The organism is Telluria sp. Soil_C_11 (assembly GCF_057657395.1).
Genome location: NZ_JBDGIN010000013.1, coordinates 1 through 24887 on the forward strand (window position 1 = coordinate 1; position 24887 = coordinate 24887).

Here is a 24887-nt window from a genome sequence, read left to right on the forward strand (position 1 = left end):
CGGTTTTCGAGACGCATCTTATTTCTTCCTCAAAATCAAGGATGCATTCCCCGGCAAAGCGCGATGAACCTTTTTTTTCGCCTCTTTCAGGAAGCAGGGTTCAGATGCGGGCCTTTTCGGCGGCACTGAGACGCTTGGCGGTCACCTTCACCACCGCCATCTGCTGGCCCTGGGTCGCGACCTGGGCAGCGTAGCGCTCGCGGGCGTTCTCGCTGGCGGCGCTGGCCACGCCGGTGACACCGGCCAGGAAGACGGCTGCCAGGAAGATCGCTTCCATGTTTTTCATGATGTTCATTTCGGTTCTCCTTCGTCTGGATGACGTTGCGTTGTGTCTGTCGATGGTGTCACTGTAGGCGCCGGCGCCGCCACCTTCCAGCGGACTGCGACGAACTGCGTAAAACGCGGGATGGAAGCCCCAAAACCGGGGCTGCGCGTTGCGCCGGCCCTGGTTGACGCCTGAGAACGCTCAACAGCGCACGCGCCCGTGCTCGCCATACTCGACGGCGGCACGGATGCGGAGGCGAAATGAAGCGAGAGAACTTTCTAAAATTGGGTTCCGGCGCGGCGACCGGCGACGAGCCCGGGCGGGCGGCCGGCACGGTCATCGGCTGGAACCGGCTGGCCCTGCAGGCGATCCGAACTGCGCAACCGGGTCCTGCGCCGTCGGCGCGCGCGCTGGCGATCCTGCACACCTGCATGTACAACGCCTGGGCCGCCTACGATGCGACCGCCCGCCAGACCGCGCACGGGGTGGCGGTGCGCCTGCCGCGCGCCGAGCGCAGCGCGGCCAGCAAGGCCTGCGCCATGAGCCATGCGGCGTATGGCGCCCTGGCCGGCCGCTTCCCCGCGCAGCAAGCCATGTTCGACGCCGGGATGGCCGGGCTGGGCCTGGACCCGGCGGCGCCGGGCGGCCCGCTGACCCCGACCGGCATCGGCCGCACCCAGGCCGCCGCCATGCTCGACTTCTACCGCCGCGGCGGCGCCGGACTGGCCGATGGCCTGGTTGCCGGCAGCGCGGCCGCCGCGCTGCCGGTCGCCGAACCGGCGCCCGGCCGCTGGTGCCTGGCGGCGCACCGCCTTTCCGAACGCGAGGGCTACGGCGACGACCAGGACGTGCGCCTGTTTTTTGCGCTCGCCAACGCGCTCGCGAATGCCGCCATTGCCGGCTGGGGCGGCGCCCGGGAGGGCGAAACGGTTGCCGTCCACGGCAGCGCCGGCGCGGCCGCGGATGAAGTGATCAGGCGCTTCGGGAGCGCGATGCGGGGCGGGACGCAGGACGGCACGCGCAGCGGGGACGCGGCCGGCCAGGAACCCGGAAGGCAGGTGGGCGCGCGCGCATTCGAGGATGCGCGCCGCTACTGGGAAGGGAAATTATGAAACCGGCTTCAGCAGGTTGGCCAGCGCCACATACTGCTCCAGCCCGACCGCTTCCGGACGCGCGCCCGGATCGATGCCGGCTTCCACCAGCTGCTGCTCGGTAAACATGCCGGCCACGCAATTCTTGATGACCTTGCGGCGCTGCGAGAAGGCCTTGGCCACCACCGCTTCCAGGGTCGCGGCGTCGGCCGGCAGCTGGCGCTTGGTCGGCACCATGCGCACGATCGCCGAATCCACCTGCGGCGGCGGATCGAAGGCGGTGGGCGGCACCACGAACAGCATCGCCATGTCGTAGCGCCATTGCAGCATCACGGACAGGCGGCTGTAGGCCTTGGTGCCGGGTTCGGCCACCATGCGCTCCACGACTTCCTTCTGCAGCATGAAGTGCTGGTCCTCGATCAGGTGCGCATACTCGGCCAGGTGGAACAGCAGCGGGCTCGAGATGTTGTACGGCAGGTTGCCGACCACGCGCAGCTTCTTCCCTTCCGGCACCGGGATCGCGCCGAAATCGAATTTCAATGCGTCCCCGGAGTGGACCGTCAGGCGCTCGCGCGGATAGGCTTTCTCCAGGCGTGCGACCAGGTCGCGGTCCAGTTCGACCACGTGCATGTGGTCGAGCTCCTTGAGCAGCAGCGAGGTCATCGCCGCCAGGCCGGGGCCGATCTCGACCATGGTGTCGCCTTTGCGCGGACCGATCGATTCGATGATGTGATAGAGGACTTGGTCGTCGGTCAGGAAGTTCTGGCCGAAGCGCTTGCGGGCTACGTGTTTCATGGTTCTTATGCTTGTGTTGTTGCCTGGGCGCGGACCATGGACAGGGCGACGCGGATCGCCTCCTCCATGCTGCCGCAATCGGCCAGGCCGAGGCCCTGCGCGGCCAGGTCCAGCGCCGTGCCGTGGTCGACCGAGGTGCGGATCAGGGGCAGGCCCAGCGTGATGTTGACGCCGCGCCCGAAGGTGGCGTGCTTGAGCACGGGCAGGCCCTGGTCGTGGTACATCGCCAGCACGGCGTCGGCGTCCTGCAGGTACTTCGGCTGGAACAGGGTGTCGGCCGGATACGGGCCGCGGGCGTCGATGCCGCGCGCGCGCGCCGCTTCCAGGGCCGGTTCGATGACCTCGATCTCTTCACGGCCCAGGTAGCCGTTCTCGCCGGCGTGCGGGTTCAGGCCCGTGACCAGGATCCGCGGACTCGCGATGCCGAACTTGCCGCGCAGGTCGGCGTGCAGGATGTCCAGCACCTGGTCCAGGGTTTCGCGCGTGATCGCGGCCGGCACGTCTTTCAGAGGCAGGTGGGTGGTGGCCAGCGCCACCCGCAGCCAGGGCTGGTCTTGGCCAAGTGGGCCGGCCAGCATCATGACCACCTTCGGGGTGCCGGTCTTCTCGGCCAGGTATTCGGTGTGGCCGGAAAACGCGATCCCGGCATCGTTGATGGTGCTTTTCTGCAGCGGCGCGGTGACGATGGCGTCGAACCAGCCGGCGCCCACGCCTTCCACCGCCAGGTCGAGCGTGGCCAGCACCGCGCGCCCGTTGCCGGCGTCGAGCTGGCCCGGCACCACGTGGGCGTCGAGCGGCACGTCGATCACCGGGATCGTCTCCGGGCCGAAGTGCGGCACCCCGCTGTGGCGCACCGCCATGGTGGACAGCGCCGACAGGCGGATGGCCGGGTCGATCAGGCTGGCCGTCAGCGAGAGGAAGGCGGCATCGCCGACCAGCACGCACCTGGCCTGCCCGCGCAGGGCCCAGGCGGCGCGGATCGCGATTTCCGGGCCGATCCCGGCCGGCTCGCCGACCGTGACGGCCAGCGTGGGACGTGCGCCCGGGATGGCCATGGCTTATTTGTCCTCGCGGAACTCGACGTAGGCGCGGTCGCGGATCTGGCGTGCCCAGTCTTCCATCGCTTCCTGGCGCTTGCGCTCGGTGAGCACCTGGCGGGCCGCCGCGCGTTCCTTGTCCTTCGAGGTGTCCTGGCTCTTGCGCTCGACCACCTCGATGATGTGCAGGCCGAACGGGGTCTTGACCACGTCCGAGATCTCGCCCGGTTTCAGCGCGTTCATCGCGGTCTCGAATTCAGCCGGGACGTCGCCGGATTCCACCCAGCCCATGTCGCCGCCCTTGACCGCATAGCTGTCCTGCGAATTCTGGCGCGCCAGGTCTTCGAAGGTCGCCTGCTTGCTCTGGATTTTGGCCTTGAAATCAAGCAGCTTCTTGCGGGCCTCTTCCTCGGTCTGGGTCGGGGTCACCTTCAGCATGATGTGGCGGGCGTGGGTCTGCTGCACCACGGCCTGCTCCTGCTGCTGTTGCTGGGCTTCCGGCTTGCGCACGTTCGCCAGCTTCAGGATCAGGAAGCCGAAGTTGGTGCGCAATACCGGCGTGACCTGGCCCGGCTTCAGCTTGCGCAGCTCGGAGGCGAAGGTCTGCGGCAGGCGGTCCGGGTCGCGCCAGCCGATCGCGCCGCCCTGCAGGGCGTCCGGCGCGTCCGAATAGGTGGCGGCCATCTTGGCGAAGTCGGCGCCGGTGCGCAGCTGGCGTGCGACTTCGTCGGCACGCGCCTTGCGCGCGGCGATCTGCTCGGGCGAGGCGTTTTCCGGGATCCGCACCAGGATCTGCGAGATGTCCATCTCGACGCGGTCGGCGGCGGCGGCCTTCTCGGCGGCCAGGTAGGTGTCGATCTCGGCGTCCGAGACCTGGATCTTGCTGTCGACCTCGTGCTCGATCAGGCGCTGCAGGATGATCTCGTTACGGATCTGTTCGCGGAACTGGGAGAAGGTCATGCCTTCTTTTTCCATCTGGTTGCGCATTTCCTGCACGCTCATCTTCTGCGATTCGGCGATGCGGCCGATGGCGCGGTCGAGCTCGATATCCGAGACGCGGATGCCAAATTCCTTGCCCAGCTGGAGCTGGGCGCGCTCGGTGATCATGGCCTCGACCACCTGGCGGCGCAGGTCTTCCGGATCGGGCAATTGCGCGTTCTGGGCGCGCAGGCGCGCGGTGATCTCGCCCACGCGGTTGTCGACTTCACGCCTGGTGATGACTTCGTCGTTGACGATGACATACACGGAATCGATCACTTTTGCGGAGCTCGATGCCGGCGGCAGAAAGCCGGCGCCCGGCTTCGTTGCAGGAGCGGCGGCACCGGCGGCCTGGGCCAGGACGTCGCCGGCTGCGAGGGCGCACAGCAGCACTGCTGCCAGCTTGACTTGATGCAAACGGGTAGTACGCATATTCAGGGAAGCACTCATTTCAGGGTTTCTAGTTGTCCATGGCCCGGCCGCTCAGGGGCGACCGACGTTGGTGTTCAGCCGGGTGTAGCCCGGGATGCTCTTGTTAAAGGATTCCAGCGGATTGCCGAAGCCCAGGCGCGACAGGCCGTTCAGCTCGAGCTGGAAGAAGATCGGCGTCGAGGTGGTCTGCAGCGCGGTCACGAAGCGCTGCGCCCCCAGCCTGAACACCCAGCAGTCCGCCTTGTACTCGAGCCCCACGAGGCTCTCGAGCAGCTTGCGGTCGCGCAGCGAGTAGCTGACCCGCGCCACGCCATACCAGCGCCGCGACAGCGGCCACTGGCCCGACACGTCGGCATTCCGGAAACCGCTGGCAAGGCCGAGGGTATCGCGCTGGTAGCGGTACTCGAAGTTCAGCACCTTCATCGGCGCCGGCGCCCACTGCACCCCGTAGTTCTTGCTGTACAGGCTGCGGCTCTGCGCATCGTATTGTACGCCGCTGTCGAAGCTCCAGGATTCGGAAATCCGGCCGGAGGCGGCCAGCAGGGCGTCCGAGCGGGTCACTTCCGGCGCTTCCGACGGATTCAGCTGCACGCGCGGATTCACATGCGGGTCGCTGAAATAGTAGCGGCTGCCGGCCACCAGGCGCAGGCGCTCGGCGCCGTTGGACTCGATGAAGCGCGACACCACCGCCGCCGTCAGCTGGTTGGCGTCCGACACCCGGTCCGCGCCGACGAAGCGGTTTTCCGTGAACAGCTGGGCGTAGTTGAAGCCGGCCACCGCGGTGTCGAAGTTCGGGATCGCGCCCTGGTCCTTGTACGGCGTGCGCACGTAGAACAGGCGCGGCTCCAGGGTCTGGGTCGAACCTTCACCGAACAGGCCGGTCTGGCGCTCGAAGATCAGGCCGCTGTCCAGCGAGACGGTCGGCAGCACGCGCGAGATCTTGTTCCGCTCCAGCTTGGTGGCCGGGTCGATATTGTGATCCAGGTCGTACTGGGTCGCGTGCATGATCAGCTTGGGCGTGACGAACCAGCCCGGGCGCACGATGGGGTAGCTGACCTGGCCCACCATGTTGGCGCGGTTGCCCTGCACCATGTTGTCGTCCGGGTGCGAGAAGCGCACCAGCTCGGCGTCGAGCGACCAGTCGAAGCCGCCCAGCACGTCGTAGCGGCCGGCGTGGAAATTAATCTGCGGCAGGCGGTCGTAGGGGCGCGGCACCGTCAGCGCCGCCGCGTTCGGGTTGTTCGGGTCCTGCGACGCCGGGTCCTGCAGCACCTGGTAGCTCTGGACGCGCGCGTTCACGCTCCAGTAATGGCCCCAGTAGTCGGTGCGCAGCTCGCGCAGCAGCTGGCGCTGGGCGCTGGCCGCCACCGTGCGCGAAAAGTCGGACGGGTATTCGTTGTCGGACGCCGCGTGCGCATTCCAGCCGTAGCTCCAGCCCGGCGCCAGCGTCTGGTTGTGCAGGGTATCGATCCACCAGCGGTCGCGGTCGGCCACGCGGTCGTTCGGCAGCACCTCGATGTGGGTCTCGCCGCTGTAGGGACCGCGCGAGGTCTCGCCGATGTAGCGGCCGGTGGCGCCCATCTGCAGGCCGCGGTCGAACATGTAGCGCGGATACAGCGTCAGGTCGCGGTTCGGCGCGATGTTGACGTAGTACGGCACCATGACCTCGGCCGAACCCTTGGAGCCGAAGCCGATCGAGGGCGGCAGCCAGCCGGAACGGCGCGCGCCGGACAGCGAGAACGACAGCGCCGGGGTGCCGAGGATGGGCACGTCCTTGAAGTAGATGACGGTCTTGCCGGCGGTGCCGACGTCGCGCCCGCTGTCCAGGTTCAGGGTGCTGGACTTCAGGTACCAGTCCGGATCCGGGCCTTCGCAGGTGCTGTAGGTGCCGTCCACCACCACGGCCTGGTTCTCGCCCAGGAAGTCGATGCGCGCGGCCTTGCCCTGGCCGTTATTCATTTGCAAATGGTAGGCCGGGTTCAGCACCCAGCCCTTGCCAGTGTCGAGGTTCAGCTGCAGCGCGTCGCCCTTGTAACGGTCGCCGAAGCGCCACATGTTGATGTGGCCCTGGGCGGTCACCTCGTCTTCCACCTGCCGGAAGCAGGCGGTATCGGCGGTGATGCCGGTGGCGCCGCGCGTCACTTCGACGTTGCGGACCATGTTCAGCTCACGGTCGGGCCGACCGGTGAACTCCTCGGCGCGCATGGTCGTCGGCTGGTCCTGGTCGTCACCGCGCGGGCTCGCCGGCGCGGTCTGCGCATACAGCGGTCCCGTGGCCACGGCGACAAGGGCGGACAAGGCGGCGGCACGCCGCGGCGGGAAAGGGAGGGCCGTAATCCAGCTCATGAAAGATCGCGTTGCACCATAGAGGGCGATTTTTTGGATTGAATCCCTTATTATATGGGAATTCCCATCACCAACCGGATTCACCGGGACGCTTCATGTCTTCTCTGTCTCAACACTCTCCCACTGCCGCCGACAAGGATACCCGGCTGGCCCAGCTGACCGCATGGCTGGGCACCCTGGACCTGGTCGACGTCGGGAGCCTGCGCCCTGCTTCGTCCGATGCCAGCTTCCGCCGCTACTTCCGGCTCGATGTTGTGCCCGCGCTACGCGCCAAGCTGGGCGACACCCTGGTCGCGATGGACGCGCCGCCCGAGCGCGAAAACGTGCCCGCCTTCATCCACGTGGACGGCCTGCTGTTCGACGCCGGCGTGACCGTGCCCGCCATCGTCGCCCGCAAGGTCGAAGACGGCTTCCTGCTGCTGTCCGACCTCGGCACCACCACCTACCTGCAGCGGCTTAGCGTCGACAACGCCGCCTTCATGTACTCGGACGCGATCGACGCCCTGATCAAGTTCCAGCTCACCAGCCAGCCAGGCGTGCTGCCCGAATTCGACCGCGCCTTCGTGCTGCGCGAGATGAACCTGTTCCCGGAATGGTTCATCGGCCGCCACCTCGGCATCGAGATGAACGACATCCAGAAGGCCCAGCTGGACAAGGTGTTCGAGGCGATCACCGCCAACGTGCTGGCCCAGCAGCAGGTGTTCATGCACCGCGATTTCCATTCCCGCAACCTGATGTTCCTCGACCAGGGCAACCCGGGCGTGCTGGATTTCCAGGATGCCGTGTTCGGCCCGATCACCTACGACCTGGCCTCGCTGATGCGCGACGCCTACATCCAGTGGGACGAGGAATTCGTGCTCGACTGGGTGGTGCGCTACTGGCAAAGCGCGAAGAAGGTCGGCCTGCCGGTCAATCCGGACATCGACGCCTTCTACCGCGACTTCGAATACATGGCCCTGCAGCGCCACCTGAAAATCCTCGGCATCTTCTGCCGCCTGAACTACCGTGACGGCAAGCCGGTCTACATGGGCGACCTGCCGACCGTGCTGGATTACGTGCGCAAGACCGCCAACCGCTACATCGAACTCAAACCGCTGGTGCGCCTCCTCGATGCCTTCGAGGACAAGGCGCCGCAAGTCGGCTACACCTTCTGAAGACCCGCGCATGAAAGCCATGATCTTCGCCGCCGGCCGCGGCGAGCGGATGCGTCCGCTGACGGACTCCTGTCCGAAACCCCTGCTCAAGGTGCGCGGCCGGCCGCTCATCACCTACCACGTGATGAACCTGGTGCGCGCCGGCATCAGGGACATCGTCATCAACCACTCCCACCTCGGCCACATGATCGAGGAGGAACTGGGCGACGGCAGCCGCTACGGCGCGCGCATCGTGTATTCCCACGAGCCGACGCCGCTGGAAACCGCCGGCGGCATCGCCAACGCCCTGCACCTGCTGGGCGACGAGCCCTTCCTGGCCGTGTCGGGCGACATCTATGCGCCCTACTTCGACTTCGAACAGGTGCTGGATGCGCTGAAGGACACCGATGCGGTGGGCCGATTGATACCCGCCGACAAGCGCGACATCGCCTGGCTGTACCTGACGCCGAACCCCTGGCACAACCCGGAAGGCGACTTCGGGCTGACGATGTACACGCTGTCGAACGAGGGATTTCCGAAGTGGAACTTCGCCGGCATCGGCGTCTACCGTCCTGAAATGTTCGACGGCATCAAGGCCGGCGAGTTCCTGAAATTCGGCCCGCTCATGCGCAAGTTCATCGACCAGGGACGGGTCGGCGGCGAAATCTACGATGGCGAATGGGTCAACGTGGGCACCGTGCGCCAGCTCGAAGAACTCAACGCCCCTTACGCAAGCAAAGCAAAGCCATGACCGACTACGCAGCACGCCGTGCGCGCCTGGCCGCGCAAATGCTGCCGGGCGCGGTGGCCGTGCTGCCGACCGCGCCGGAGGTCCTGCGCAACGGCGACAGCGACTACCCCTACCGGCACGACAGCTATTTTTATTACCTGACCGGCTTCACGGAGCCGGAGAGCGTGCTGGTGCTGGTCGCCGCGCAAGGCGAGCGGCCGGCCCGCGCCATCCTGTTCTGCCGCGAGAAGAACCTGGAACGCGAGATCTGGGACGGCTACCGCCATGGCCCCGAAGCGGCAAGAACAGCCTTCGGCATGGACGAAGCCTGGCCCATTTCCGAACTCGATGCCCGCCTGCCCGACCTGCTGGCCGACGCCCCCGCCCTGTACTACGCCACCGCCGCAAGCAGCACGCTGGACGCCCGGGTGGAGGGCTGGGTCAAGGCGGTGCGCGCCCGCGCGCGCAGCGGCGTGACGGCGCCCGCCGCCTTCCACGACCTGCTGCCGCTGCTGGACGAGATGCGCCTCATCAAGGATGAACAGGAACAGGAGATCATGCTGCGCGCCGGCGTGATCTCCGGCCAGGCGCATGCGCGCGCGATGCGCGCCGCCCGCCCCGGCCTGCACGAATACGCGCTGGAGGCGGAGCTGCTGCACGAATTCCGCCGCAACGGCGCCCAGTTCCCGGCCTACACCCCGATCGTCGCTTCCGGCCCGAACGCCTGCGTCCTGCACTACAACGTCAACGACCGCCTGATGCAGGACGGCGACCTGGTGCTGATCGACGCCGGCTGCGAGCTCGATGGCTACGCCTCGGACATCACCCGCACCTTCCCGGTGAACGGCCGCTTCAGCCCCGCCCAGCGCAGGCTGTACGAACTGGTGCTGGCGACCCAGCAGGCGGCCTTCGCGGAGATCGCCCCCGGCCGCCCGTACAGCGCCTTCCACGAAGCGGCCCTGCGCGTGCTGACCCAGGGGATGCTGGACCTCGGCCTGATCCCGGCCGGGAAGTTCCTCGACGTCGACGACGCCATCGCCGCGAAAGCCCATGTGCCCTTCTACATGCACGGCACCGGCCACTGGCTGGGCATGGACGTGCACGACGTCGGCGCCTACCGCGACCTCGCGCAGGCCGACAAGCCGTCGCGGCAGCTAGCCCCGGGCATGGCGCTGACCGTGGAGCCGGGCATCTACGTGCGCCCGGCGGATGGCGTGCCGAAGGAATACTGGCACATCGGCATCCGCATCGAGGACGACGTGATCGTCACCGAACACGGCTACCGCATCCTGACCGCGAGCGCGCCCAAGACGGTGGAAGAGATCGAAGCCTTGGTAGGCACGGCACGATGAGCGGCGTCACGACAAGCCAGGAAGCGCTGCAGGCGGACGTTGCCATCTGCGGCGCCGGCCCGGTCGGCATGGCGCTGGCCGCCCTGCTGGCGCGGCGCGGCGTGCCGGGGTCGCGCATCGCCCTGATCGACGGCAAGTCGCTGGGCCAGGCGATCTCGGACCCGCGCTCGATCGCGCTGGCCTGGGGCAGCCGCCTGCTGCTGGAAGACCTGGGCGCCTGGCCCGGCATCGGCGCATCGGCCACCCCCATCCACCAGATCCACGTCTCGCGCCGCGGCCACCTGGGCCGCAGCCTGATGGACCGCGCGGAGCACGACGTCGAGGCGCTGGGCTACGTGGCCCGCTACGGCGACGTGGTCGACGCCCTCGCGCGCGCCTGCGAGCGCGCCGGCGTGCAGGTGCTGCGCCCGCTGCGCGTGAGCGGCATCGACGAAACCTCGGACGGCGTGCGACTGCAGCTGGACGACGGCCGCACGCTGCACGCCGGGATCGCGGTGCAGGCGGAGGGCGGCGTGTTCGGCGAACAGCAGGACAAAGCCCGGACGCGCGACTACGGCCAGACCGCCGTGATCGCGCGCGTGTCGAGCAGCGCGGCGATTGCGCACCGCGCCTTCGAGCGCTTCACCGACGAAGGCCCGCTGGCCCTGCTGCCGCAGGACGGCGCCGACGGCCACCAGTACGCCCTGGTGTGGTGCGTGCAGCCGGAGCGCGCCCAGCACCTGCTGGACCTGGGAGAAGACGATTTCCTGCGCGAGCTGGGCGAAGCCTTCGGCGAGCGCCTGGGCCGCTTTACCCGCACCTCGAAGCGCGTGGCCTTCCCGCTCGGCCTCAACACGGACCCGCGCGCGACCGCCCGCACGGTCGCGATCGGCAACGCGGCCCAGACCCTGCACCCGGTGGCCGGCCAGGGCCTGAACCTGGGCCTGCGCGACGCCGCCGTGCTGGCGCGCCTGCTGGCGCGCGACATGTCGCCGGCTTCGCTCGACCGCTTTGCGAGCGAGCGCGAAGGCGACCGCCAGATGGTGATCCGCGCCACCGACACGATGGCGCGCGTGTTCGCGGACAAGGGACCGCGGCAAGCCCTGTTCGGGCTGGCGCTGGCCGCGCTCGATACCGTCAGGCCGGCGCGGACGCTGCTTGCCGAATTGATGATGTTCGGGCGGCGCTAGCCGGCGTTCCGGGCCGCTTCCGAGCGGATCAAATCGACCAGTTCGCGCGCATACGCCGGCAGCCGCTCCAGTTCCTGCACCAGCACGCTGCGTTCGCGCACCGCCCACAGGTCGCTCAACTCCACCAGCGCCAGCCGCATGCTGCGGCTATGGCGCAGCGCCGCCGACTGCGGCAGGATGCCGATCCCGACGTCCGCTTCCACCATGCGGCACATCGCATCGAAGCCCCGCACCTGGATCCGCAGCTGCAGGCGGTGGCCGCTGTCGACCACGACCTTGTTCAGGAAATGCTGCAGGGTGCTGCCCTCGTGCAGGCCGATGTGCGGATAGTCGAGGGTCTCGGCGAAACTGAGCTTGCCCGCCTTGGCCAGCGGGTGGTCGATGGACGTGGCCAGCACCAGCCGGTCGGTCGAGAAGTTGATGATCTCGATGCCCTGCCCCTGTACCGGCCCGGCGGCGATGCCGATGTCCGCGGTGCCTTCCTGCACCCCGCGCACGATGTCGTGGTTGAGCCGCTCTTCCAGCGCCACGTTCACCTGCGGATGCGAGGCCAGGAACAAGCCCAGCACCTGCGGCATGAATTCGGTCACCGCCGTGGTGTTCGCGAAGATGCGGATATGCCCCTTGATGCCATTGTTGTACTGCTGCATGTCGCTCTTGAGGCGCTCGACCTGCTGCATGAACTGCTGCGCATGGCCCAGCAGGGTCTCGCCGGCCGGCGACAGCAAGACACCCTTGCTTTCGCGGTACAGCAGGCGCATCCCGAAACGGGATTCCAGTTCCTTCATCCGGTTGCTGGCGGCGCCCAGCGACAGATGCATGCGCTCGGCGGCGCGGGTCAGGCTTTTCAATTCCGCGACCAGGATGAACAGGCGCAGGTCGGTCAGGTCGAACAACATTGGCGGTTCCTTGTTTGATGACAGGATTCTAGCCCAAGAGACCGGGCCAGGCCTGTCAAGGGACCGCCATTGTCAGATGCCGGGAGAATGTCAGGCGATCGGGGCCGCCTCAGGGCCGCTTGAGCTGGCCGATGACGCTGGCCACCTTGGTGGTGATGACATCGACTGCCGGGCCATTGGCGCCGTGCGGCAGGATGACATCGGCGTGGCGCTTGGTCGGTTCGATGAATTGCTTGTGCATCGGGCGCACCGTTTCCAGGTACTGGCCGACGATGCTTTCCATCGAGCGGCCGCGTTCGGCGATGTCCCGCTGCATGCGGCGGATGAAGCGGATGTCGGGGGCGGTGTCGACAAAGATCTTCAGCGACATCATGTTGCGCAAGTCCGCGTCATACAGGGCGAACAGGCCTTCGATCACGATCACTGGAGCTGGCTTGACGGGAATGGTCTCGCTGGAGCGGTTGTCGATCGTGAAATCGTACATCGGCATGGCGATTGCTTCGCCATTGCGCAAGGCCTGGACGTGCTCCACCAGCAGCGGCCAGTCGAAGGCCTGCGGGTGGTCGTAATTCTGCTTGCGGCGGACTTCCGGGGTGAGATCGGATTGGTCGCGGTAGTAATCGTCCTGCATCACGACCGAGACCATCTCGGCGCCGAACGACGCCAGCACCTGCTGGGTCACCGTTGACTTGCCACTGCCGCTTCCGCCAGCGACGCCAATGACAAACGGAAGGAAGGAAATCTCGTTCATCCCCGAATGATACCGGAGCGAGGGCCGAACCGACAGAGGCCGGTTGCTCCGGAGCGACGTGTTCGGCAGCCGGTTGACGCGTGGCCGGGGATGCGCGTGAACGCTGCTCCGGGCGGTGTCTGCCGTCCGGTATCGGGGAAGTGCGCGCTTAAGCCGGCTGTTGCTGGAGGTCCGCGCCGGCTGCGGCCCCGGTTTCGCGCTTGGGACGCCCCTGAGCATCGGACAGGCGGTACTTGTTGCGGCGATCGCCCATCAGGAAGCGCAGATCCCCGATACTCATCTTGGTAGCCTCGTGCATGCGGATCAGGACCGACGAGCTGACCGGCATGCGATGATGGCGAATCTTGCTGATGACTGGCGGTGCGACCTCGAGCATGCGCGCCAGCGCGGCGTCGTTCTTCAATCGCATACTCTCCAGCAAAGCGTCGAGCAGTCGATTGGGGTTGTAGGTCTGGCCCGAAGTCTTTTCATTTTCCATGGTTTCCTCCCGAAAAGTAGTTGCTTATCATGAGCAAATTTCGGGCCAGCGCTGTAAGTCATTGAATTGTAAGAAGGCAAGTAATTTAATGTGGTATTTTTTGCAATACGCTGTAAAGAATGGCGACGCCAGTGCCGATGTCTGCCTGCTCAAACCTGGACATATCCAACAGGCGCCGCCAACTGGTAGTTCTACTGCAGTCTTTGCAGTTGCGCCCGAATTTGCGCCGCGACTTTTTTCCCTTCGGGCATTGCTGATGAATTTCCGCAACTATTAATCCATAAGCCTTGACGGTCCCTGGAAACGAAGATGAGGTGTTCTTCGCCGGTCGACATGGGATATCGCGCAGACGTGTTGTCGTTCCTGATGACGACCACGCTCGGCAAGTTCCCTTTCAGCCGGGTGATGACCTTCACTTTCACGTTGAAAGCCGTATAGCCGTCGGGATCCATCGGGTCTTCGCGCAGGCCTTGCTCCGCCAGCACCCGGCCAATCACGATTGCGTCGGCGGTACGGACTTCGGAAGAGAGCGGGACTGTATCACCCGATACGAACGTCCTGGGATCCAGGCAGACAGCACCAGCCGTATCAGGAAGGAAGGCCTGCCCCAGCAGAACCGAGCCAAGGGCGATTGTCTTCAGGCCGCTTCGCATCGCGTCGTGCGAACTATTGTTCGCTAATCCGCGTGAGCCATTGTTCAGTAGTCGCACCACATCTGCCATCGTGGCCTTGCCGCGTTCAGGATAGCGACCCGAGCGCCGGAGCTTCGCCAGGTAAACCGAACTGAACGTTCGCGCCACCACTGCAAGCAACAATGCCGTGATGGCTACCCATAGGAAAAAAGTCATGGAGTTTCCCGTTTGATTTGGTCCGAACGAATCACCCAATGTAATCACCATATTCCCGTATTGCAACCCAAGCTTCACCAAAACCGTACCCCCCCTTCCAAAAGCACCGATTGTGTCTTTCTACTATCGGGTTCAGACTGGCCGTTCGTCACCTGAGGCCACCCATCATGACTACCGAAGCTTTCGATGAATCCCTGCTCCAGCAGTGGGTCGGAAAAACCGAGACCGTCGGCGGGCGCGTCAACGCCGTCACCGCGAACGCGCTGGCAGCCACGCTCGACCGCCCGGACCACTTTGGGCCGGGCGCCGCCCTGCCGCCGCTCTGGCACTGGGCGTATTTCTGGCCCGCCGCGCCGCAATCCGAACTCGGCCCCGATGGTCACCCGGCGCGCGGCGGCTTCCTGCCGCCGGTGCCGCTGCCGCGCCGCATGTGGGCCGGCGGCCGCCTCACTTTCGAACGGCCGCTGCAGATCGAGGGCGAAGCGACCCGTACCTCGCAAATCAAGAGCGTGAACGCGAAACACGGCGCAACCGGCCAGCTGGTGTTCGTCACCGTGCGCCACGAACTGGCCCAGGACGGCGCCACCTGCCTCACCGAAGAGCACGACATCGTCTACCGTGACCTGCCGCAGCCGGGAGCGCCTGCTCCCGCGCCGAAGATGGCGCCGGCTGAATCGGCCTGGTCGCGCACCATCATTCCCGATCCGGTGCTGCTGTTCCGCTACTCGGCGCTGACCTTCAACGGCCACCGCATCCACTACGACCGCAGCTACGTGACCGAAGTCGAAGGCTATCCCGGCCTGATCGTGCATGGCCCGCTGATCGCCACCCTGCTGGTCGACCTCGTGCAGCGCAACCTGCCGCAGGCGCGCATCGCTTCGTTCTCCTTCCGCGCCGTCGGCCCGCTGTTCGACATCGAGCCGTTCACGGTGTGCGGCACTCCCGACCCGGACGGGCGCACGGTGCGCCTGTGGGCCAAGAACATCCGCGGCGAACTCGCCATGCAGGCCGAAGCCGTTCTCGCCTGACCGCCCTTCTTACTGGAACCTTCATCATGTCGATTCAACAGAACCACGATTACCAGGACATCCGCGAAGCGGTGCGCGCCCTGTGCGCCGAATTCCCTTCCGAGTACTTCCGCAAGGTCGACGAGGCGCGCGCCTATCCCGAGGAATTCGTCACCGCGCTGACCCAGGCCGGCTGGCTGGCGGCGCTGATCCCCGAGGAATACGGCGGCTCGGGCCTGGGCCTGACCGAAGCGTCGGTGATCATGGAAGAGATCAACCGCGCCGGCGGCAATTCCGGCGCCTGCCACGGCCAGATGTACAACATGGGCACCCTGCTGCGCCACGGCTCGAAGGAGCAGAAGGAGCTGTACCTGCCGAAGATCGCCAGCGGCGAACTGCGCCTGCAGTCGATGGCGGTGACCGAGCCGACCACCGGCACCGACACCACCAAGATCAAGACCACCGCCGTGCGCAAGGGCGACAAGTACGTGATCAACGGCCAGAAGGTGTGGATCTCGCGCATCCAGCACTCCGACCTGATGATCCTGCTGGCGCGCACCACGCCGCTGTCGGAAGTGAAGAAGAAATCGGAAGGCATGTCGATCTTCGTGGTCGACCTGCGCGAGGCCGTCGGCCGCGGCCTGTCGGTGCAGCCGATCCTGAACATGGTCAACCACGAGACCAATGAGCTGTTCTTCGAGAACCTGGAGATCCCGGCCGAGAACCTGATCGGCGAAGAAGGCAAGGGCTTCAAGTACATCCTCGACGGCCTGAACGCGGAACGCACCCTGATCGCCGCCGAGTGCATCGGCGACGGCTACTGGTTCATCGACAAGGTGACCAAATACGTGAACGAGCGCGAAGTGTTCGGCCGCCCGATCGGCCAGAACCAGGGCGTGCAGTTCCCGATCGCGAAAGCCTACGTGAACATCGAAGCGGCCAACCTGATGCGCTACAAGGCCTGCGCTCTGTTCGATGCGCACCAGGCCTGCGGCGCCGAAGCGAACATGGCCAAGATGCTGGCCGCGGACGCGTCCTGGGAAGCGGCCAACGCCTGCCTGCAATTCCACGGCGGCTTCGGCTTCGCCGCCGAATACGACGTCGAGCGCAAGTTCCGCGAGACCCGCCTGTACCAGGTGGCGCCGATCTCGACCAACCTGATCCTGGCCTACATCGGCGAGCACGTGCTCGGCATGCCGCGTTCGTTCTGAGGAGTCGATCATGTCACTAAGCATGCGCCCACTTGAAGGCATCACCGTCGTCACCCTCGAACACGCGATCGCCGCGCCGTTCTGCACGCGCCAGCTGGCCGACCTCGGCGCGCGCGTCATCAAGGTCGAGCGCCCCGGCGTGGGCGACTTCGCGCGCGCCTACGACACCCGCGCGCGCGGCCTGGCCTCGCACTTCGTCTGGACCAACCGCTCCAAGGAAAGCCTGACCCTCGACGTCAAGCACGAGGAAGCAAGCGCCATCCTCGACAAGCTGCTGGGCGAGGCCGACGTGCTGGTGCAGAACCTGGCGCCCGGCGCCGCCGCCCGGCTTGGCCTGTCCTGGGAAGCGCTGTCCGAGCGCTTCCCGCGCCTGATCGTGTGCGACATCTCCGGTTACGGCGACAATGGCCCGTACCGCGACAAGAAGGCCTACGACCTGCTGATCCAGAGCGAGTCCGGCTTCCTGTCGATCACCGGCACCCCGGACGAGCCGGCCAAGGCCGGCTGCTCGATCGCCGACATCTCGGCCGGCATGTACGCCTACTCGAACATCCTGGCGGCGCTGATCCAGCGCGGCCGCACCGGCAAGGGCAGCCACATCGAGGTCGCCATGCTGGAAGCCATGATGGAGTGGATGAGCTACCCGCTGTACTACGCGATGGACGGCGCCTCCCCGCCGCCGCGCGCCGGCGCCGCCCACGCCACCATCTACCCCTACGGCCCGTTCCCGGCCGGCGACGGCAAGGTGATCATGCTGGGCCTGCAGAACGAGCGCGAATGGGTGCTGTTCTGCTCCAAAGTGCTGGAGCAGCCGGAGCTGGCCACGGACCCGCGCTTCAACTCGAACGCGGCGCGCACCGCCGCGCGCGAGGAGCTGCGCGCCATCATCGTCGACGTGTTCTCCAAACTGACGGCCGAGCAGGTGATCGAACGGCTGGAGGCGGCCCCGATCGCGAACGCGCACGTGAACACGATGCACGACATGTGGGAACACCCGCAGCTGAAGGCGCGCCAGCGCTGGTCGGAAGTGGCGACGCCCGCCGGCCCCCTGCCCGCACTGCTGCCGCCCGGCGTGCCCAGGGAATGGGACCCGCGCATGGACCCGATCCCGGCGCTCGGGGCGCATACCGATGCCATCCTGGCCGAGCTGGGTTACGGGCCGGAGCGGATTGCGGCGCTGCACGAACAGAAGGCAATCTAGCCGTCGTTCCCGCGCAGGCGGGAACCCAAGTTGGAGCCGCAGCCACGCACGCAAACTTGGATCCCCGCCTGCGCGGGGACGACGGATCCACGAATACGAGAAGAGGAGACGCTTCAAATGAATAGCAACCACCCCAGCCAGGAACTCGCCACCTTCGCCGCCAGGCTGCGCTTCGACGACATCCCGGCCCCCGTGATGCGGCGCGCCGAGGATCTGTTCCTCGACTGGTTCGGCTCGGCGCTGGCCGGCAAGACCGGGCGCCCGGTGCAGGTCATCGAGTCCTTCGCCAAGCAGATGGGACCGCAGGACGGTCCCTCCGAAGTCCTGATCTCGCGCCGCCGCAGCACGCCGCTGTTCGCCGCGATGGTCAACGCCGCCTCCTCGCACTTCGCCGAGCAGGACGACGTGCACAACGGTTCGGTGTTCCACCCGGCCGCGGTGGTGTTCCCGGCCGCGCTCGCGGTCGCGCAGTCGATCGGCGCCAGCGGACGGGACCTGCTGACCGCTTCGGTGGCCGGCTACGAGGTCGGGATCCGGGTCGGCGAATTCCTCGGCCGCTCGCACTACAAGATCTTCCACACCACCGGCACCGCCGGCACGGTGGCCGCCGCGGCCGCCGTCGGCCACCTGCTGCGCCTGGACCCGGAGCAGATGCTGCATGCCTTCGGCTCGGCCGGCACCCAGGCCGCCGGCTTGTGGGAATTCCTGCGCGACGCCGCCGATTCCAAGCAGCTGCACACCGCCCACGCGGCGGCCGGCGGCCTGACGGCGGCCTACCTGGCGCACGAAGGCTTCACCGGTGCGCGCCGCATCCTCGAGGGCGCGCAGGGCATGGCCGCCGGCATGTCGCGCGACGCCGACCCGGCCAAACTGACCGACCGCCTGGGCGAGCGCTGGACCCTGGCCGAGACCTCGTTCAAGTTCCACGCCTCCTGCCGCCACACCCACCCGGCGGCCGACGCGCTGCTGCAGGTGATGCAGGCGCATGGGCTGCGGCCAAGCGACGTCGCGCGCGTGACGGCGCGCGTGCACCAGGGCGCGATCGACGTGCTGGGGCCGGTGGTCGATCCGCGCACGGTGCACCAGGCGAAGTTCTCGATGGGGACGGTGCTCGGCTTGATCGCCGAATTCGGCAACGCCGGCCTGCAGGAGTTCGAGCGCTTCTACAACGACCAGCGCATCGCGGGCTTCCGCGACAAGGTCGAGATGGTGCTGGACGAGGAGGTCGACCAGGCCTATCCGGCGCGCTGGATCGGCAAGGTGACCGTGCAGACCGTCGACGGCCGCAGCTTCGAGGGCCGGGTCGACGAGCCGAAGGGCGATCCGGGCAATACCCTGTCGCGCGATGAACTCGAAAGCAAGGCCCTGCGCCTGGCCGAGTTTGCCGACGCCGCCAGCCCGGCCGAGATGCGCACCGCCTTCGCCCGCATCTGGGCGCTGGCCGACGCCGCACAAGTCGGCATCCTGCTTCCCGCCCAGGGCTGAGCCATGCTGGCGCGCTCCTACCTGTTCGTGCCCGGCAACCGGCCGGAACGCTTCGACAAGGCCTGCGCGGCCGGCGCCGACGCGGTGATCGTCGACCTCGAGGACGCGGTGCCGCCCGCCGACAAGGCGGCCGCGCGCGCGGCCCTCGCGGACTGGCTGTCGCCCCGGCAGCAGGTGCTGGTGCGCATCAACGGTGCGGACAGCGAATGGTTCGAGGACGACCTGCTGCTCGCCGCCAAAGCGGGCGTGGCCGGCATCGTGCTGCCCAAGGCCGAGCACGAGGCCTCGCTGGCGAAGCTGGCCGCCGCCGGCGCGCCCGCCATCCTGCCCCTGATCGAATCGGGGCTGGGACTGTGGAACGCCGCCGCGCTGGCGCGCCTGCCGCGCGTCAGCCGGCTGGTGTTCGGCTCCATCGATTTCAGTTTCGACATGGGCATCCAGGAAGGCCACGAAACCCTGCTGCATGCGCGTTCCCAGCTGGTGCTGGCCTCGCGCGTGGCCGGCATCGCGGCCCCGGTGGATGGCGTGACCACCACCTTCGACCAGCCCGAACGCGTGCACGCCGACACATTGCGCGCCCGCGCACTCGGCTTTGGCGGTAAATTATGCATTCACCCGAAACAGGTGGCTCCCGTGCATGAAGCGTTCGCGCCGACGGCGGAAGAAGTATCCTGGGCCGGGCGCGTCGTCGCCGCGGCCGAGGCGGCGCAGGGCGGCGCGGTCGCCCTCGACGGCAAGATGGTCGACCGACCTGTTATCCTCATCGCGCAGCAAATGCTCGAAGAAGCAAAGCGGCGCAAGTAGCAAAGAAGCAGTCCCACTCAACGACAAAGGAGACAACAATGAAATTCAAGTTCATGCACGCGGTCCTGTTCGCCGCCACCTTCGCCAGCGCCGGCGCCTATGCCCAGGCCCCGATCGTCATCAAGTTCAGCCACGTGGTCGCCAACGACACGCCGAAAGGCAAGGCGGCCCTGCGCTTCAAGGAGCTGGCGGAAAAAGCCACCGCCGGCAAGGTGAAGGTCGAGGTCTACCCGAACAGCACCCTGTACAAGGACAAGGAAGAGATGGAAGCGCTGCAGCTGGGTTCCGTCCAGATGCTGGCGCCCTCGCTGGCCAAGTTCGGCCCGCTGGGCGTGAAGGAATTCGAAGCCTTCGACATGCCCTTCATCTTCCCGGACAAGCAGGCGCTGTACCGCGTCACCAATGGCCCGCTGGGCAAGTGGTTCTTCGCCAAGCTCGAACCGAAAGGCGTCAAGGGCCTGGCCTACTGGGATAACGGCTTCAAGGACATGACCGCCAACAAGCCGCTGCACACCCCGGCCGACTTCCGCGGCCTGAAGATGCGCATCCAGAGCTCGAAGGTGCTGGACGCCCAGTTCCGCGCGCTCGGCGCCAACCCGCAGGTGATGGCCTTCTCCGAGGTCTACCAGGCGATGCAGACCGGCGTCGTCGACGGCAACGAGAACACGCCGTCGAACATCTACACCCAGAAGATGCACGAGGTGCAGAAGCACATGACGATTTCCGACCACGGCTATATCGGCTACGCGGTCATCGTCAACAAGAAGTTCTGGGACGGCCTGCCGGCCGACATCCGCACCAAGCTCGATGGCGCGATGGCCGAAGCGACCAAGTACGCCAACGACATCGCCCAGGAAGAGAACGACAAGGCGGTCGCAGCCATCAAGGCAGCCGGCACCACCACCGTCTACACCCTGACCCCGGCCGAGCGCGAAACCTGGAAGAAGGCGATGGCGCCGGTGTACAAGCAGATGGAAAGCCGGGTCGGCAAGGAGACTCTGGACGCGATGGAAAAAGCGACCAAGGGCAAGTGATGGCAACGATGCGCTTGCGTGACGCCGACGGCGGCCCCGTGCTGGACGAACGGGTGCTGCTCGATGCGCTGCCACTCGCGTCGACGCCGGCGCGGGCGCTGGAACTGGGGTGCGGCACCGCACGCCAGACCCGGCTGCTCGCCGCCGGCGGCAGGTTCGAGGATATCCTGGCGCTGGAAGTCGACCGCCGCCAGCATGAGAAGAACCTGGCCATCGACGACCTGCCCGGCGTGCGGTTCGCGCTGGGCGGGGCGCAGGAGATTCCGGCACCTAGCGGCAGCGTGGATGCGGTATTCCTGTTCAAGTCCCTGCACCACGTGCCGGTGGACCTGCTGGGCCGCTCGTTCAGGGAGATGCACCGGGTGCTGGCGCCCGGCGGCCTGGTGTACATCTCCGAGCCGGTGTTCGGCGGCGAGTACAACGAGATCCTGCGCCTGTTCCACGACGAGGAGCGGGTGCGCGAAGCCGCCTTCGAGGCGACCCGCGATGCCGTGGACAGCGGGCTGTTCGAGCTGGTGTCCGAGACCTTCTTCCTGTCGCCGGTGCGCTACAAGAGCTTTGCCGAGTTCGAGCAGAAGGTGATCCAGGTGACGCATACCGAGCACCGCCTGTCGCCCGCGCTGTACGAACGGGTGCGGGCGAAGTTCGAAGCGCACCTGGGCGAAGACGGCGCGAAATTCCTGGCGCCGTTCCGGGTCGACCTGCTGCGCAAGGCGTGATCGATTACTCGACCGCCTTGACCATCGCCTCGATCACCTTCTTCGCATCGCCGAACACCATCATCGTGTTCGGCTGGTAGAACAGGTCGTTATCCAGGCCGGCATAGCCCGAGGCCATCGAGCGCTTGTTGACGATGATGCTCTTGGCCTTGTAGGCCTCCAGGATCGGCATGCCGGCGATCGGCGACTTGGGGTCCTTGGCGGCGGGGTTCACCACGTCGTTCGCGCCCAGCACCAGCACCACGTCGGTCTGGCCGAACTCGCCGTTGATGTCCTCCATTTCCGCCACCTGGTCGTAAGGCACCTCGGCCTCGGCCAGCAGCACGTTCATGTGGCCCGGCATGCGGCCCGCCACCGGATGGATCGCGTAGCGCACCGTCACGCCGTGTTCGGTCAGCTTGTCGACCAGTTCCTTCACCGTGTGCTGGGCGCGCGCCACCGCCAGGCCGTAGCCCGGCACGATGATCACGGATTCCGCGTTCTGCAGGATGAAGGCGGCGTCCTCGGGCGAACCGGATTTGACGGGGCGCTGCTCCTTCGCCCCGCCGGCGTCTGCCTGGGCCGCCTCGCCGCCGAAGCCGCCCAGGATCACGTTGAAGAAGGAGCGGTTCATCGCCTTGCACATGATGTACGAGAGGATCGCGCCGCTCGAACCGACCAGCGAACCGGCGATGATCAGCATCGAATTGTTCAGCGAGAAGCCGATGCCGGCCGCCGCCCATCCGGAATACGAGTTCAGCATCGACACCACCACCGGCATGTCGGCGCCGCCGATCGGGATGATGATCAGCACGCCCAGCACGAACGACAGCGCCGCCATCACGATATAGGGCGTCCAGGCCGGCGCCGCGCCGTCCGAGAAGCAGAACACCAGGCCCAGGGCGACGATCGCGATCGCCACCAGCAGGTTGATCAGGTGCTGGCCCGGATAGCGCACCGGCGCGCCCTGGAACAGGCGGAACTTGTACTTGCCGGCCAGCTTGCCGAAGGCGATCACGGAACCGGAGAAGGTCACCGCGCCGACGAAGGTGCCGATGAAGAGTTCGAGCCGGTTGCCGAAGGGGAGCGCGGCGCCGCGCGCGGCGATGTTGAAGGCCCAGGGCTCGGACACGGCGGCGATCGCGATGCAGACCGCGGCCAGGCCGATCAGCGAGTGCATGGCCGCCACCAGCTCCGGCATCTTGGTCATCTCGACCCGGCGCGCGGCGATGGCGCCGATGGTGCCGCCCACCACCACGCCGAGCAGCACCAGGCCGAAGCCCATGCCGCCGCTCCGGATCTGCTCCTGCAATTTCAGCATCAGCGCAATCGTGGTGAACACCGCGATCGCCATCCCGCTCATGCCGAACACATTGCCCATCCGCGCCGAAGACGGCGAGGACAGGCCTTTCAGCGCCTGGATGAAGCACACCGACGCTACCAGGTAGAGCAGGGTCACCATATTCATGCTGATGAGGTTCATGCGGCCTCCTTCGCGCCCGCGGACATGGCGTTCGGCGCGGCATCCTTGCCGGCGCGGGCCTTCGGCTCCTTCTTCTTGAACATCTCCAGCATGCGCTGGGTGACCAGGAAGCCGCCGAACACGTTCACGGCCGCCAGCGCAACCGCCAGCGTGCCCGCGACCTGCCCGGTGAGGCCTTCGGTGAGGCCGGCCGCCAGCATGGCGCCGACGATGATGATGGCCGACACCGCATTCGTCACCGCCATCAGCGGCGTGTGCAGGGCCGGCGTGACGGTCCACACCACGTGGTAGCCGACGTAGATCGCCAGCACGAAGATGATCAGGTTGATGATCGTGTGACTGATTTCCATGTTTCCGCTCCTTTATTTGCGCAACACTTCGCCATCGGCGCACACCAGCACGGCCTTCACGATCTCGTCCTCGCGGTCGATCGCCAGCTTGCCTTCCTTGTCGACGATGAGCTTGAGGAAGTCGAGCACGTTGCGCGCGTACAGGGCCGAGGCGTCGGCCGCCACCAGGGCCGGCAGGTTCGGCTCGCCGATGATGGTCACGCCGTACTTGTTCACGGTCCTGCCGAGTTCCGTCAGCGGGCAGTTGCCGCCCTGCTCGATCGCCATGTCGACGATCACCGAGCCCGGCTTCATGGCGCGCACCGTGTCTTCGGAGATGAGGACCGGCGCCTTGCGGCCCGGGATCAGCGCGGTGGTGATGACGATGTCGGCGAGCTTCGCGCGCTCGTGCACCAGCTCGGCCTGGCGGCGCATCCAGTCGGCCGGCATCGGCCGCGCATAGCCGCCCGCTCCTACCGCGATTTCCTTCTCCTCGTCGGTCACGAATGGCACGTCGATGAACTTGGCGCCCAGCGATTCGACCTGCTCCTTGACCGGCGGGCGCACGTCCGACGCTTCGATCACGGCGCCCAGGCGCTTGGCGGTGGCGATCGCCTGCAGGCCGGCCACGCCGACGCCCATGATCAGCACCCGCGCCGCCTTCACGGTGCCGGCGGCCGTCATCAGCATCGGCATGAAGCGTTGGTATGCGTTCGCGGCCAGCATCACGGCCTTGTAGCCGGCGATGTTGGCCTGCGAGGACAGTACGTCCATCGACTGGGCGCGGGTGATGCGCGGCGCGGCTTCCAGGGCGAAGGCGGTGAGGCGCTTGTCTGCCATCGCCGCGTTGTTCTCGGCGTCGAAGGGATTCAGCATCCCGACCAGGATGGCGCCGGGTTGCATCAGGTAGCGTTCGTCGGCATTCGGCGCGCGCACCTTCAGCACCATGTCGGCGCCGAAGGCTTCTTCGGCGCTGCCGATGCGGGCGCCGGCGGCCACGTAGGCGTCATCAATCACGGAAGCGTGCACACCGGCGCCGGACTGCACGATCACTTCGTGCTGGGCCGCCAGCTTCTTGACGGTTTCGGGAGTTGCTGCGACGCGCGTCTCGCCCGGCCTCGTCTCGGCCGGCACACCAATTCTCATGATGCCTCCGTATAATTGATAAACTGTCCACAATCTAGCATGCAAAGCGGGGCAAGCGCCGATGTCAATACCGATCAGTGGTATTTCGTAAACAGATCGGCAATTTTGCTGCCCAACGTGGTACAGACCTAGGCATATCTCACCGTTTTTTGTATCAAATCAAGTAAAAAGCCAGACCGGAGCTG

Annotated in this window: 24 protein-coding genes; 12 read left to right on the forward strand and 12 right to left on the reverse strand. The window is 66.6% G+C overall.

The annotated features are described in order from the left end of the window. Window positions 1-100 precede the first annotated feature (100 nt). On the reverse strand, window positions 101-295 hold the full coding sequence (locus AC3A6M_RS18715) for a hypothetical protein (RefSeq protein WP_487854231.1): 195 nt from the start codon (window positions 293-295) through the stop codon (window positions 101-103). A 230-nt stretch (window positions 296-525) separates the two neighbouring features. Between AC3A6M_RS18715 and AC3A6M_RS18720 the strand changes: the two genes are divergently transcribed. Continuing rightward, window positions 526-1377, forward strand: a complete 852-nt coding sequence (locus AC3A6M_RS18720; protein WP_487854232.1) for a DUF6851 domain-containing protein — start codon at window positions 526-528, stop codon at window positions 1375-1377. Here the strand turns inward: AC3A6M_RS18720 and rsmA are convergent. The 4 genes from rsmA to AC3A6M_RS18740 are packed head-to-tail and all read right to left on the reverse strand — an operon-like array spanning window position 1372 to window position 6944. Continuing rightward, window positions 1372-2151, reverse strand: coding sequence for a 16S rRNA (adenine(1518)-N(6)/adenine(1519)-N(6))-dimethyltransferase RsmA (rsmA, locus tag AC3A6M_RS18725; protein WP_487854233.1), 780 nt, complete (start codon window positions 2149-2151; stop codon window positions 1372-1374). The two genes, AC3A6M_RS18720 and rsmA, sit on opposite strands and share 6 nt — an antisense overlap. 5 nt (window positions 2152-2156) lie before the next feature. Beyond that, window positions 2157-3206 (reverse strand): 4-hydroxythreonine-4-phosphate dehydrogenase PdxA, encoded by a 1050-nt coding sequence (gene pdxA, locus AC3A6M_RS18730; RefSeq protein ID WP_487854234.1) that lies wholly within the window; start codon window positions 3204-3206, stop codon window positions 2157-2159. Between the two features lie 3 nt (window positions 3207-3209). After that, window positions 3210-4598, reverse strand: a complete 1389-nt coding sequence (locus AC3A6M_RS18735; RefSeq protein WP_487854235.1) for a peptidylprolyl isomerase — start codon at window positions 4596-4598, stop codon at window positions 3210-3212. A 51-nt stretch (window positions 4599-4649) separates the two neighbouring features. After that, window positions 4650-6944 (reverse strand): LPS-assembly protein LptD, encoded by a 2295-nt coding sequence (locus AC3A6M_RS18740; RefSeq protein WP_487854236.1) that lies wholly within the window; start codon window positions 6942-6944, stop codon window positions 4650-4652. Between the two features lie 95 nt (window positions 6945-7039). On the opposite strand from AC3A6M_RS18740, the gene AC3A6M_RS18745 reads away from it, so the two are divergent. Genes AC3A6M_RS18745 through AC3A6M_RS18760 form a run of 4 tightly spaced genes read left to right on the forward strand, consistent with a single transcriptional unit; the run spans window position 7040 to window position 11328 of the window. Then, window positions 7040-8098, forward strand: coding sequence for an aminoglycoside phosphotransferase family protein (locus AC3A6M_RS18745; protein ID WP_487854237.1), 1059 nt, complete (start codon window positions 7040-7042; stop codon window positions 8096-8098). Window positions 8099-8108: 10 nt separating this feature from the next. Further along, the gene (gene murU / locus AC3A6M_RS18750) at window positions 8109-8828 is read left to right on the forward strand and encodes an N-acetylmuramate alpha-1-phosphate uridylyltransferase MurU (protein WP_487854238.1); all 720 of its coding nucleotides are present in this window, start codon (window positions 8109-8111) and stop codon (window positions 8826-8828) included. Further along, entirely contained in the window at window positions 8825-10159 is a 1335-nt protein-coding gene (gene pepP, locus AC3A6M_RS18755; protein ID WP_487854239.1) for a Xaa-Pro aminopeptidase, read from the forward strand. Before murU ends, pepP begins: the two co-directional genes overlap by 4 nt. Continuing rightward, complete coding sequence (locus AC3A6M_RS18760; protein WP_487854240.1) at window positions 10156-11328, forward strand: UbiH/UbiF/VisC/COQ6 family ubiquinone biosynthesis hydroxylase; 1173 nt, start codon at window positions 10156-10158, stop codon at window positions 11326-11328. The genes pepP and AC3A6M_RS18760 overlap by 4 nt, the downstream gene beginning before the upstream one ends. Here the strand turns inward: AC3A6M_RS18760 and AC3A6M_RS18765 are convergent. From AC3A6M_RS18765 to AC3A6M_RS18780, 4 genes are all read right to left on the reverse strand, one after another. Continuing rightward, entirely contained in the window at window positions 11325-12227 is a 903-nt protein-coding gene (locus AC3A6M_RS18765) for a LysR family transcriptional regulator (protein ID WP_487854241.1), read from the reverse strand. The genes AC3A6M_RS18760 and AC3A6M_RS18765 overlap by 4 nt on opposite strands. 109 nt (window positions 12228-12336) lie before the next feature. Continuing rightward, entirely contained in the window at window positions 12337-12978 is a 642-nt protein-coding gene (gene udk / locus AC3A6M_RS18770) for a uridine kinase (protein ID WP_487854242.1), read from the reverse strand. Between the two features lie 148 nt (window positions 12979-13126). Further along, window positions 13127-13456, reverse strand: a complete 330-nt coding sequence (locus AC3A6M_RS18775) for a hypothetical protein (RefSeq protein ID WP_487854243.1) — start codon at window positions 13454-13456, stop codon at window positions 13127-13129. A gap of 191 nt (window positions 13457-13647) precedes the next feature. Then, on the reverse strand, window positions 13648-14304 hold the full coding sequence (locus AC3A6M_RS18780; RefSeq protein WP_487854244.1) for a hypothetical protein: 657 nt from the start codon (window positions 14302-14304) through the stop codon (window positions 13648-13650). Between the two features lie 167 nt (window positions 14305-14471). On the opposite strand from AC3A6M_RS18780, the gene AC3A6M_RS18785 reads away from it, so the two are divergent. The 7 genes from AC3A6M_RS18785 to AC3A6M_RS18815 all read left to right on the forward strand — a co-directional run bounded on the left by AC3A6M_RS18785 (window position 14472) and on the right by AC3A6M_RS18815 (window position 21765). Beyond that, on the forward strand, window positions 14472-15332 hold the full coding sequence (locus tag AC3A6M_RS18785; protein ID WP_487854245.1) for an HTD2 family dehydratase: 861 nt from the start codon (window positions 14472-14474) through the stop codon (window positions 15330-15332). Window positions 15333-15358: 26 nt separating this feature from the next. Beyond that, entirely contained in the window at window positions 15359-16522 is a 1164-nt protein-coding gene (locus tag AC3A6M_RS18790; RefSeq protein WP_487854246.1) for an acyl-CoA dehydrogenase family protein, read from the forward strand. Window positions 16523-16544: 22 nt separating this feature from the next. Continuing rightward, window positions 16545-17723 carry a CaiB/BaiF CoA transferase family protein gene (locus AC3A6M_RS18795; RefSeq protein ID WP_487854338.1) on the forward strand — a complete coding sequence of 393 codons (1179 nt, stop codon included), beginning with the start codon at window positions 16545-16547 and terminating at the stop codon, window positions 17721-17723. A gap of 117 nt (window positions 17724-17840) precedes the next feature. Then, complete coding sequence (locus tag AC3A6M_RS18800) at window positions 17841-19208, forward strand: MmgE/PrpD family protein (protein ID WP_487854247.1); 1368 nt, start codon at window positions 17841-17843, stop codon at window positions 19206-19208. A gap of 3 nt (window positions 19209-19211) precedes the next feature. Next, window positions 19212-20012, forward strand: a complete 801-nt coding sequence (locus AC3A6M_RS18805; RefSeq protein WP_487854248.1) for an HpcH/HpaI aldolase/citrate lyase family protein — start codon at window positions 19212-19214, stop codon at window positions 20010-20012. Between the two features lie 38 nt (window positions 20013-20050). Then, a complete protein-coding gene (locus tag AC3A6M_RS18810) occupies window positions 20051-21046 on the forward strand; it encodes a TRAP transporter substrate-binding protein (RefSeq protein WP_487854249.1) in 996 nt (331 codons plus the stop codon). Then, a complete protein-coding gene (locus AC3A6M_RS18815; protein ID WP_487854250.1) occupies window positions 21046-21765 on the forward strand; it encodes a class I SAM-dependent methyltransferase in 720 nt (239 codons plus the stop codon). Before AC3A6M_RS18810 ends, AC3A6M_RS18815 begins: the two co-directional genes overlap by 1 nt. A gap of 4 nt (window positions 21766-21769) precedes the next feature. Here AC3A6M_RS18815 and AC3A6M_RS18820 read toward each other — a convergent pair whose 3' ends face one another. Genes AC3A6M_RS18820 through AC3A6M_RS18830 form a run of 3 tightly spaced genes read right to left on the reverse strand, consistent with a single transcriptional unit; the run spans window position 21770 to window position 24702 of the window. After that, window positions 21770-23227, reverse strand: a complete 1458-nt coding sequence (locus AC3A6M_RS18820; RefSeq protein WP_487854251.1) for an NAD(P)(+) transhydrogenase (Re/Si-specific) subunit beta — start codon at window positions 23225-23227, stop codon at window positions 21770-21772. Then, entirely contained in the window at window positions 23224-23577 is a 354-nt protein-coding gene (locus AC3A6M_RS18825) for an NAD(P) transhydrogenase subunit alpha part 2 (protein ID WP_487854252.1), read from the reverse strand. Before AC3A6M_RS18825 ends, AC3A6M_RS18820 begins: the two co-directional genes overlap by 4 nt. A gap of 12 nt (window positions 23578-23589) precedes the next feature. Continuing rightward, window positions 23590-24702: a Re/Si-specific NAD(P)(+) transhydrogenase subunit alpha gene (locus AC3A6M_RS18830; protein ID WP_487854253.1), complete on the reverse strand. Its 1113-nt coding sequence runs from the start codon at window positions 24700-24702 to the stop codon at window positions 23590-23592. Between the last annotated feature and the right edge of the window lie 185 nt (window positions 24703-24887).

Coding starts and splice junctions, on each gene's coding strand:
- AC3A6M_RS18715 (WP_487854231.1), bottom strand. CDS start 295: ATGAACATCATGAAAAACATGGAAGCGATCTTCCTGGCAGCCGTCTTC.
- AC3A6M_RS18720 (WP_487854232.1), top strand. CDS start 526: ATGAAGCGAGAGAACTTTCTAAAATTGGGTTCCGGCGCGGCGACCGGC.
- rsmA (WP_487854233.1), bottom strand. CDS start 2,151: ATGAAACACGTAGCCCGCAAGCGCTTCGGCCAGAACTTCCTGACCGAC.
- pdxA (WP_487854234.1), bottom strand. CDS start 3,206: ATGGCCATCCCGGGCGCACGTCCCACGCTGGCCGTCACGGTCGGCGAG.
- AC3A6M_RS18735 (WP_487854235.1), bottom strand. CDS start 4,598: ATGCGTACTACCCGTTTGCATCAAGTCAAGCTGGCAGCAGTGCTGCTG.
- AC3A6M_RS18740 (WP_487854236.1), bottom strand. CDS start 6,944: ATGAGCTGGATTACGGCCCTCCCTTTCCCGCCGCGGCGTGCCGCCGCC.
- AC3A6M_RS18745 (WP_487854237.1), top strand. CDS start 7,040: ATGTCTTCTCTGTCTCAACACTCTCCCACTGCCGCCGACAAGGATACC.
- murU (WP_487854238.1), top strand. CDS start 8,109: ATGAAAGCCATGATCTTCGCCGCCGGCCGCGGCGAGCGGATGCGTCCG.
- pepP (WP_487854239.1), top strand. CDS start 8,825: ATGACCGACTACGCAGCACGCCGTGCGCGCCTGGCCGCGCAAATGCTG.
- AC3A6M_RS18760 (WP_487854240.1), top strand. CDS start 10,156: ATGAGCGGCGTCACGACAAGCCAGGAAGCGCTGCAGGCGGACGTTGCC.
- AC3A6M_RS18765 (WP_487854241.1), bottom strand. CDS start 12,227: ATGTTGTTCGACCTGACCGACCTGCGCCTGTTCATCCTGGTCGCGGAA.
- udk (WP_487854242.1), bottom strand. CDS start 12,978: ATGAACGAGATTTCCTTCCTTCCGTTTGTCATTGGCGTCGCTGGCGGA.
- AC3A6M_RS18775 (WP_487854243.1), bottom strand. CDS start 13,456: ATGGAAAATGAAAAGACTTCGGGCCAGACCTACAACCCCAATCGACTG.
- AC3A6M_RS18780 (WP_487854244.1), bottom strand. CDS start 14,304: ATGACTTTTTTCCTATGGGTAGCCATCACGGCATTGTTGCTTGCAGTG.
- AC3A6M_RS18785 (WP_487854245.1), top strand. CDS start 14,472: ATGACTACCGAAGCTTTCGATGAATCCCTGCTCCAGCAGTGGGTCGGA.
- AC3A6M_RS18790 (WP_487854246.1), top strand. CDS start 15,359: ATGTCGATTCAACAGAACCACGATTACCAGGACATCCGCGAAGCGGTG.
- AC3A6M_RS18795 (WP_487854338.1), top strand. CDS start 16,545: ATGCGCCCACTTGAAGGCATCACCGTCGTCACCCTCGAACACGCGATC.
- AC3A6M_RS18800 (WP_487854247.1), top strand. CDS start 17,841: ATGAATAGCAACCACCCCAGCCAGGAACTCGCCACCTTCGCCGCCAGG.
- AC3A6M_RS18805 (WP_487854248.1), top strand. CDS start 19,212: ATGCTGGCGCGCTCCTACCTGTTCGTGCCCGGCAACCGGCCGGAACGC.
- AC3A6M_RS18810 (WP_487854249.1), top strand. CDS start 20,051: ATGAAATTCAAGTTCATGCACGCGGTCCTGTTCGCCGCCACCTTCGCC.
- AC3A6M_RS18815 (WP_487854250.1), top strand. CDS start 21,046: ATGGCAACGATGCGCTTGCGTGACGCCGACGGCGGCCCCGTGCTGGAC.
- AC3A6M_RS18820 (WP_487854251.1), bottom strand. CDS start 23,227: ATGAACCTCATCAGCATGAATATGGTGACCCTGCTCTACCTGGTAGCG.
- AC3A6M_RS18825 (WP_487854252.1), bottom strand. CDS start 23,577: ATGGAAATCAGTCACACGATCATCAACCTGATCATCTTCGTGCTGGCG.
- AC3A6M_RS18830 (WP_487854253.1), bottom strand. CDS start 24,702: ATGAGAATTGGTGTGCCGGCCGAGACGAGGCCGGGCGAGACGCGCGTC.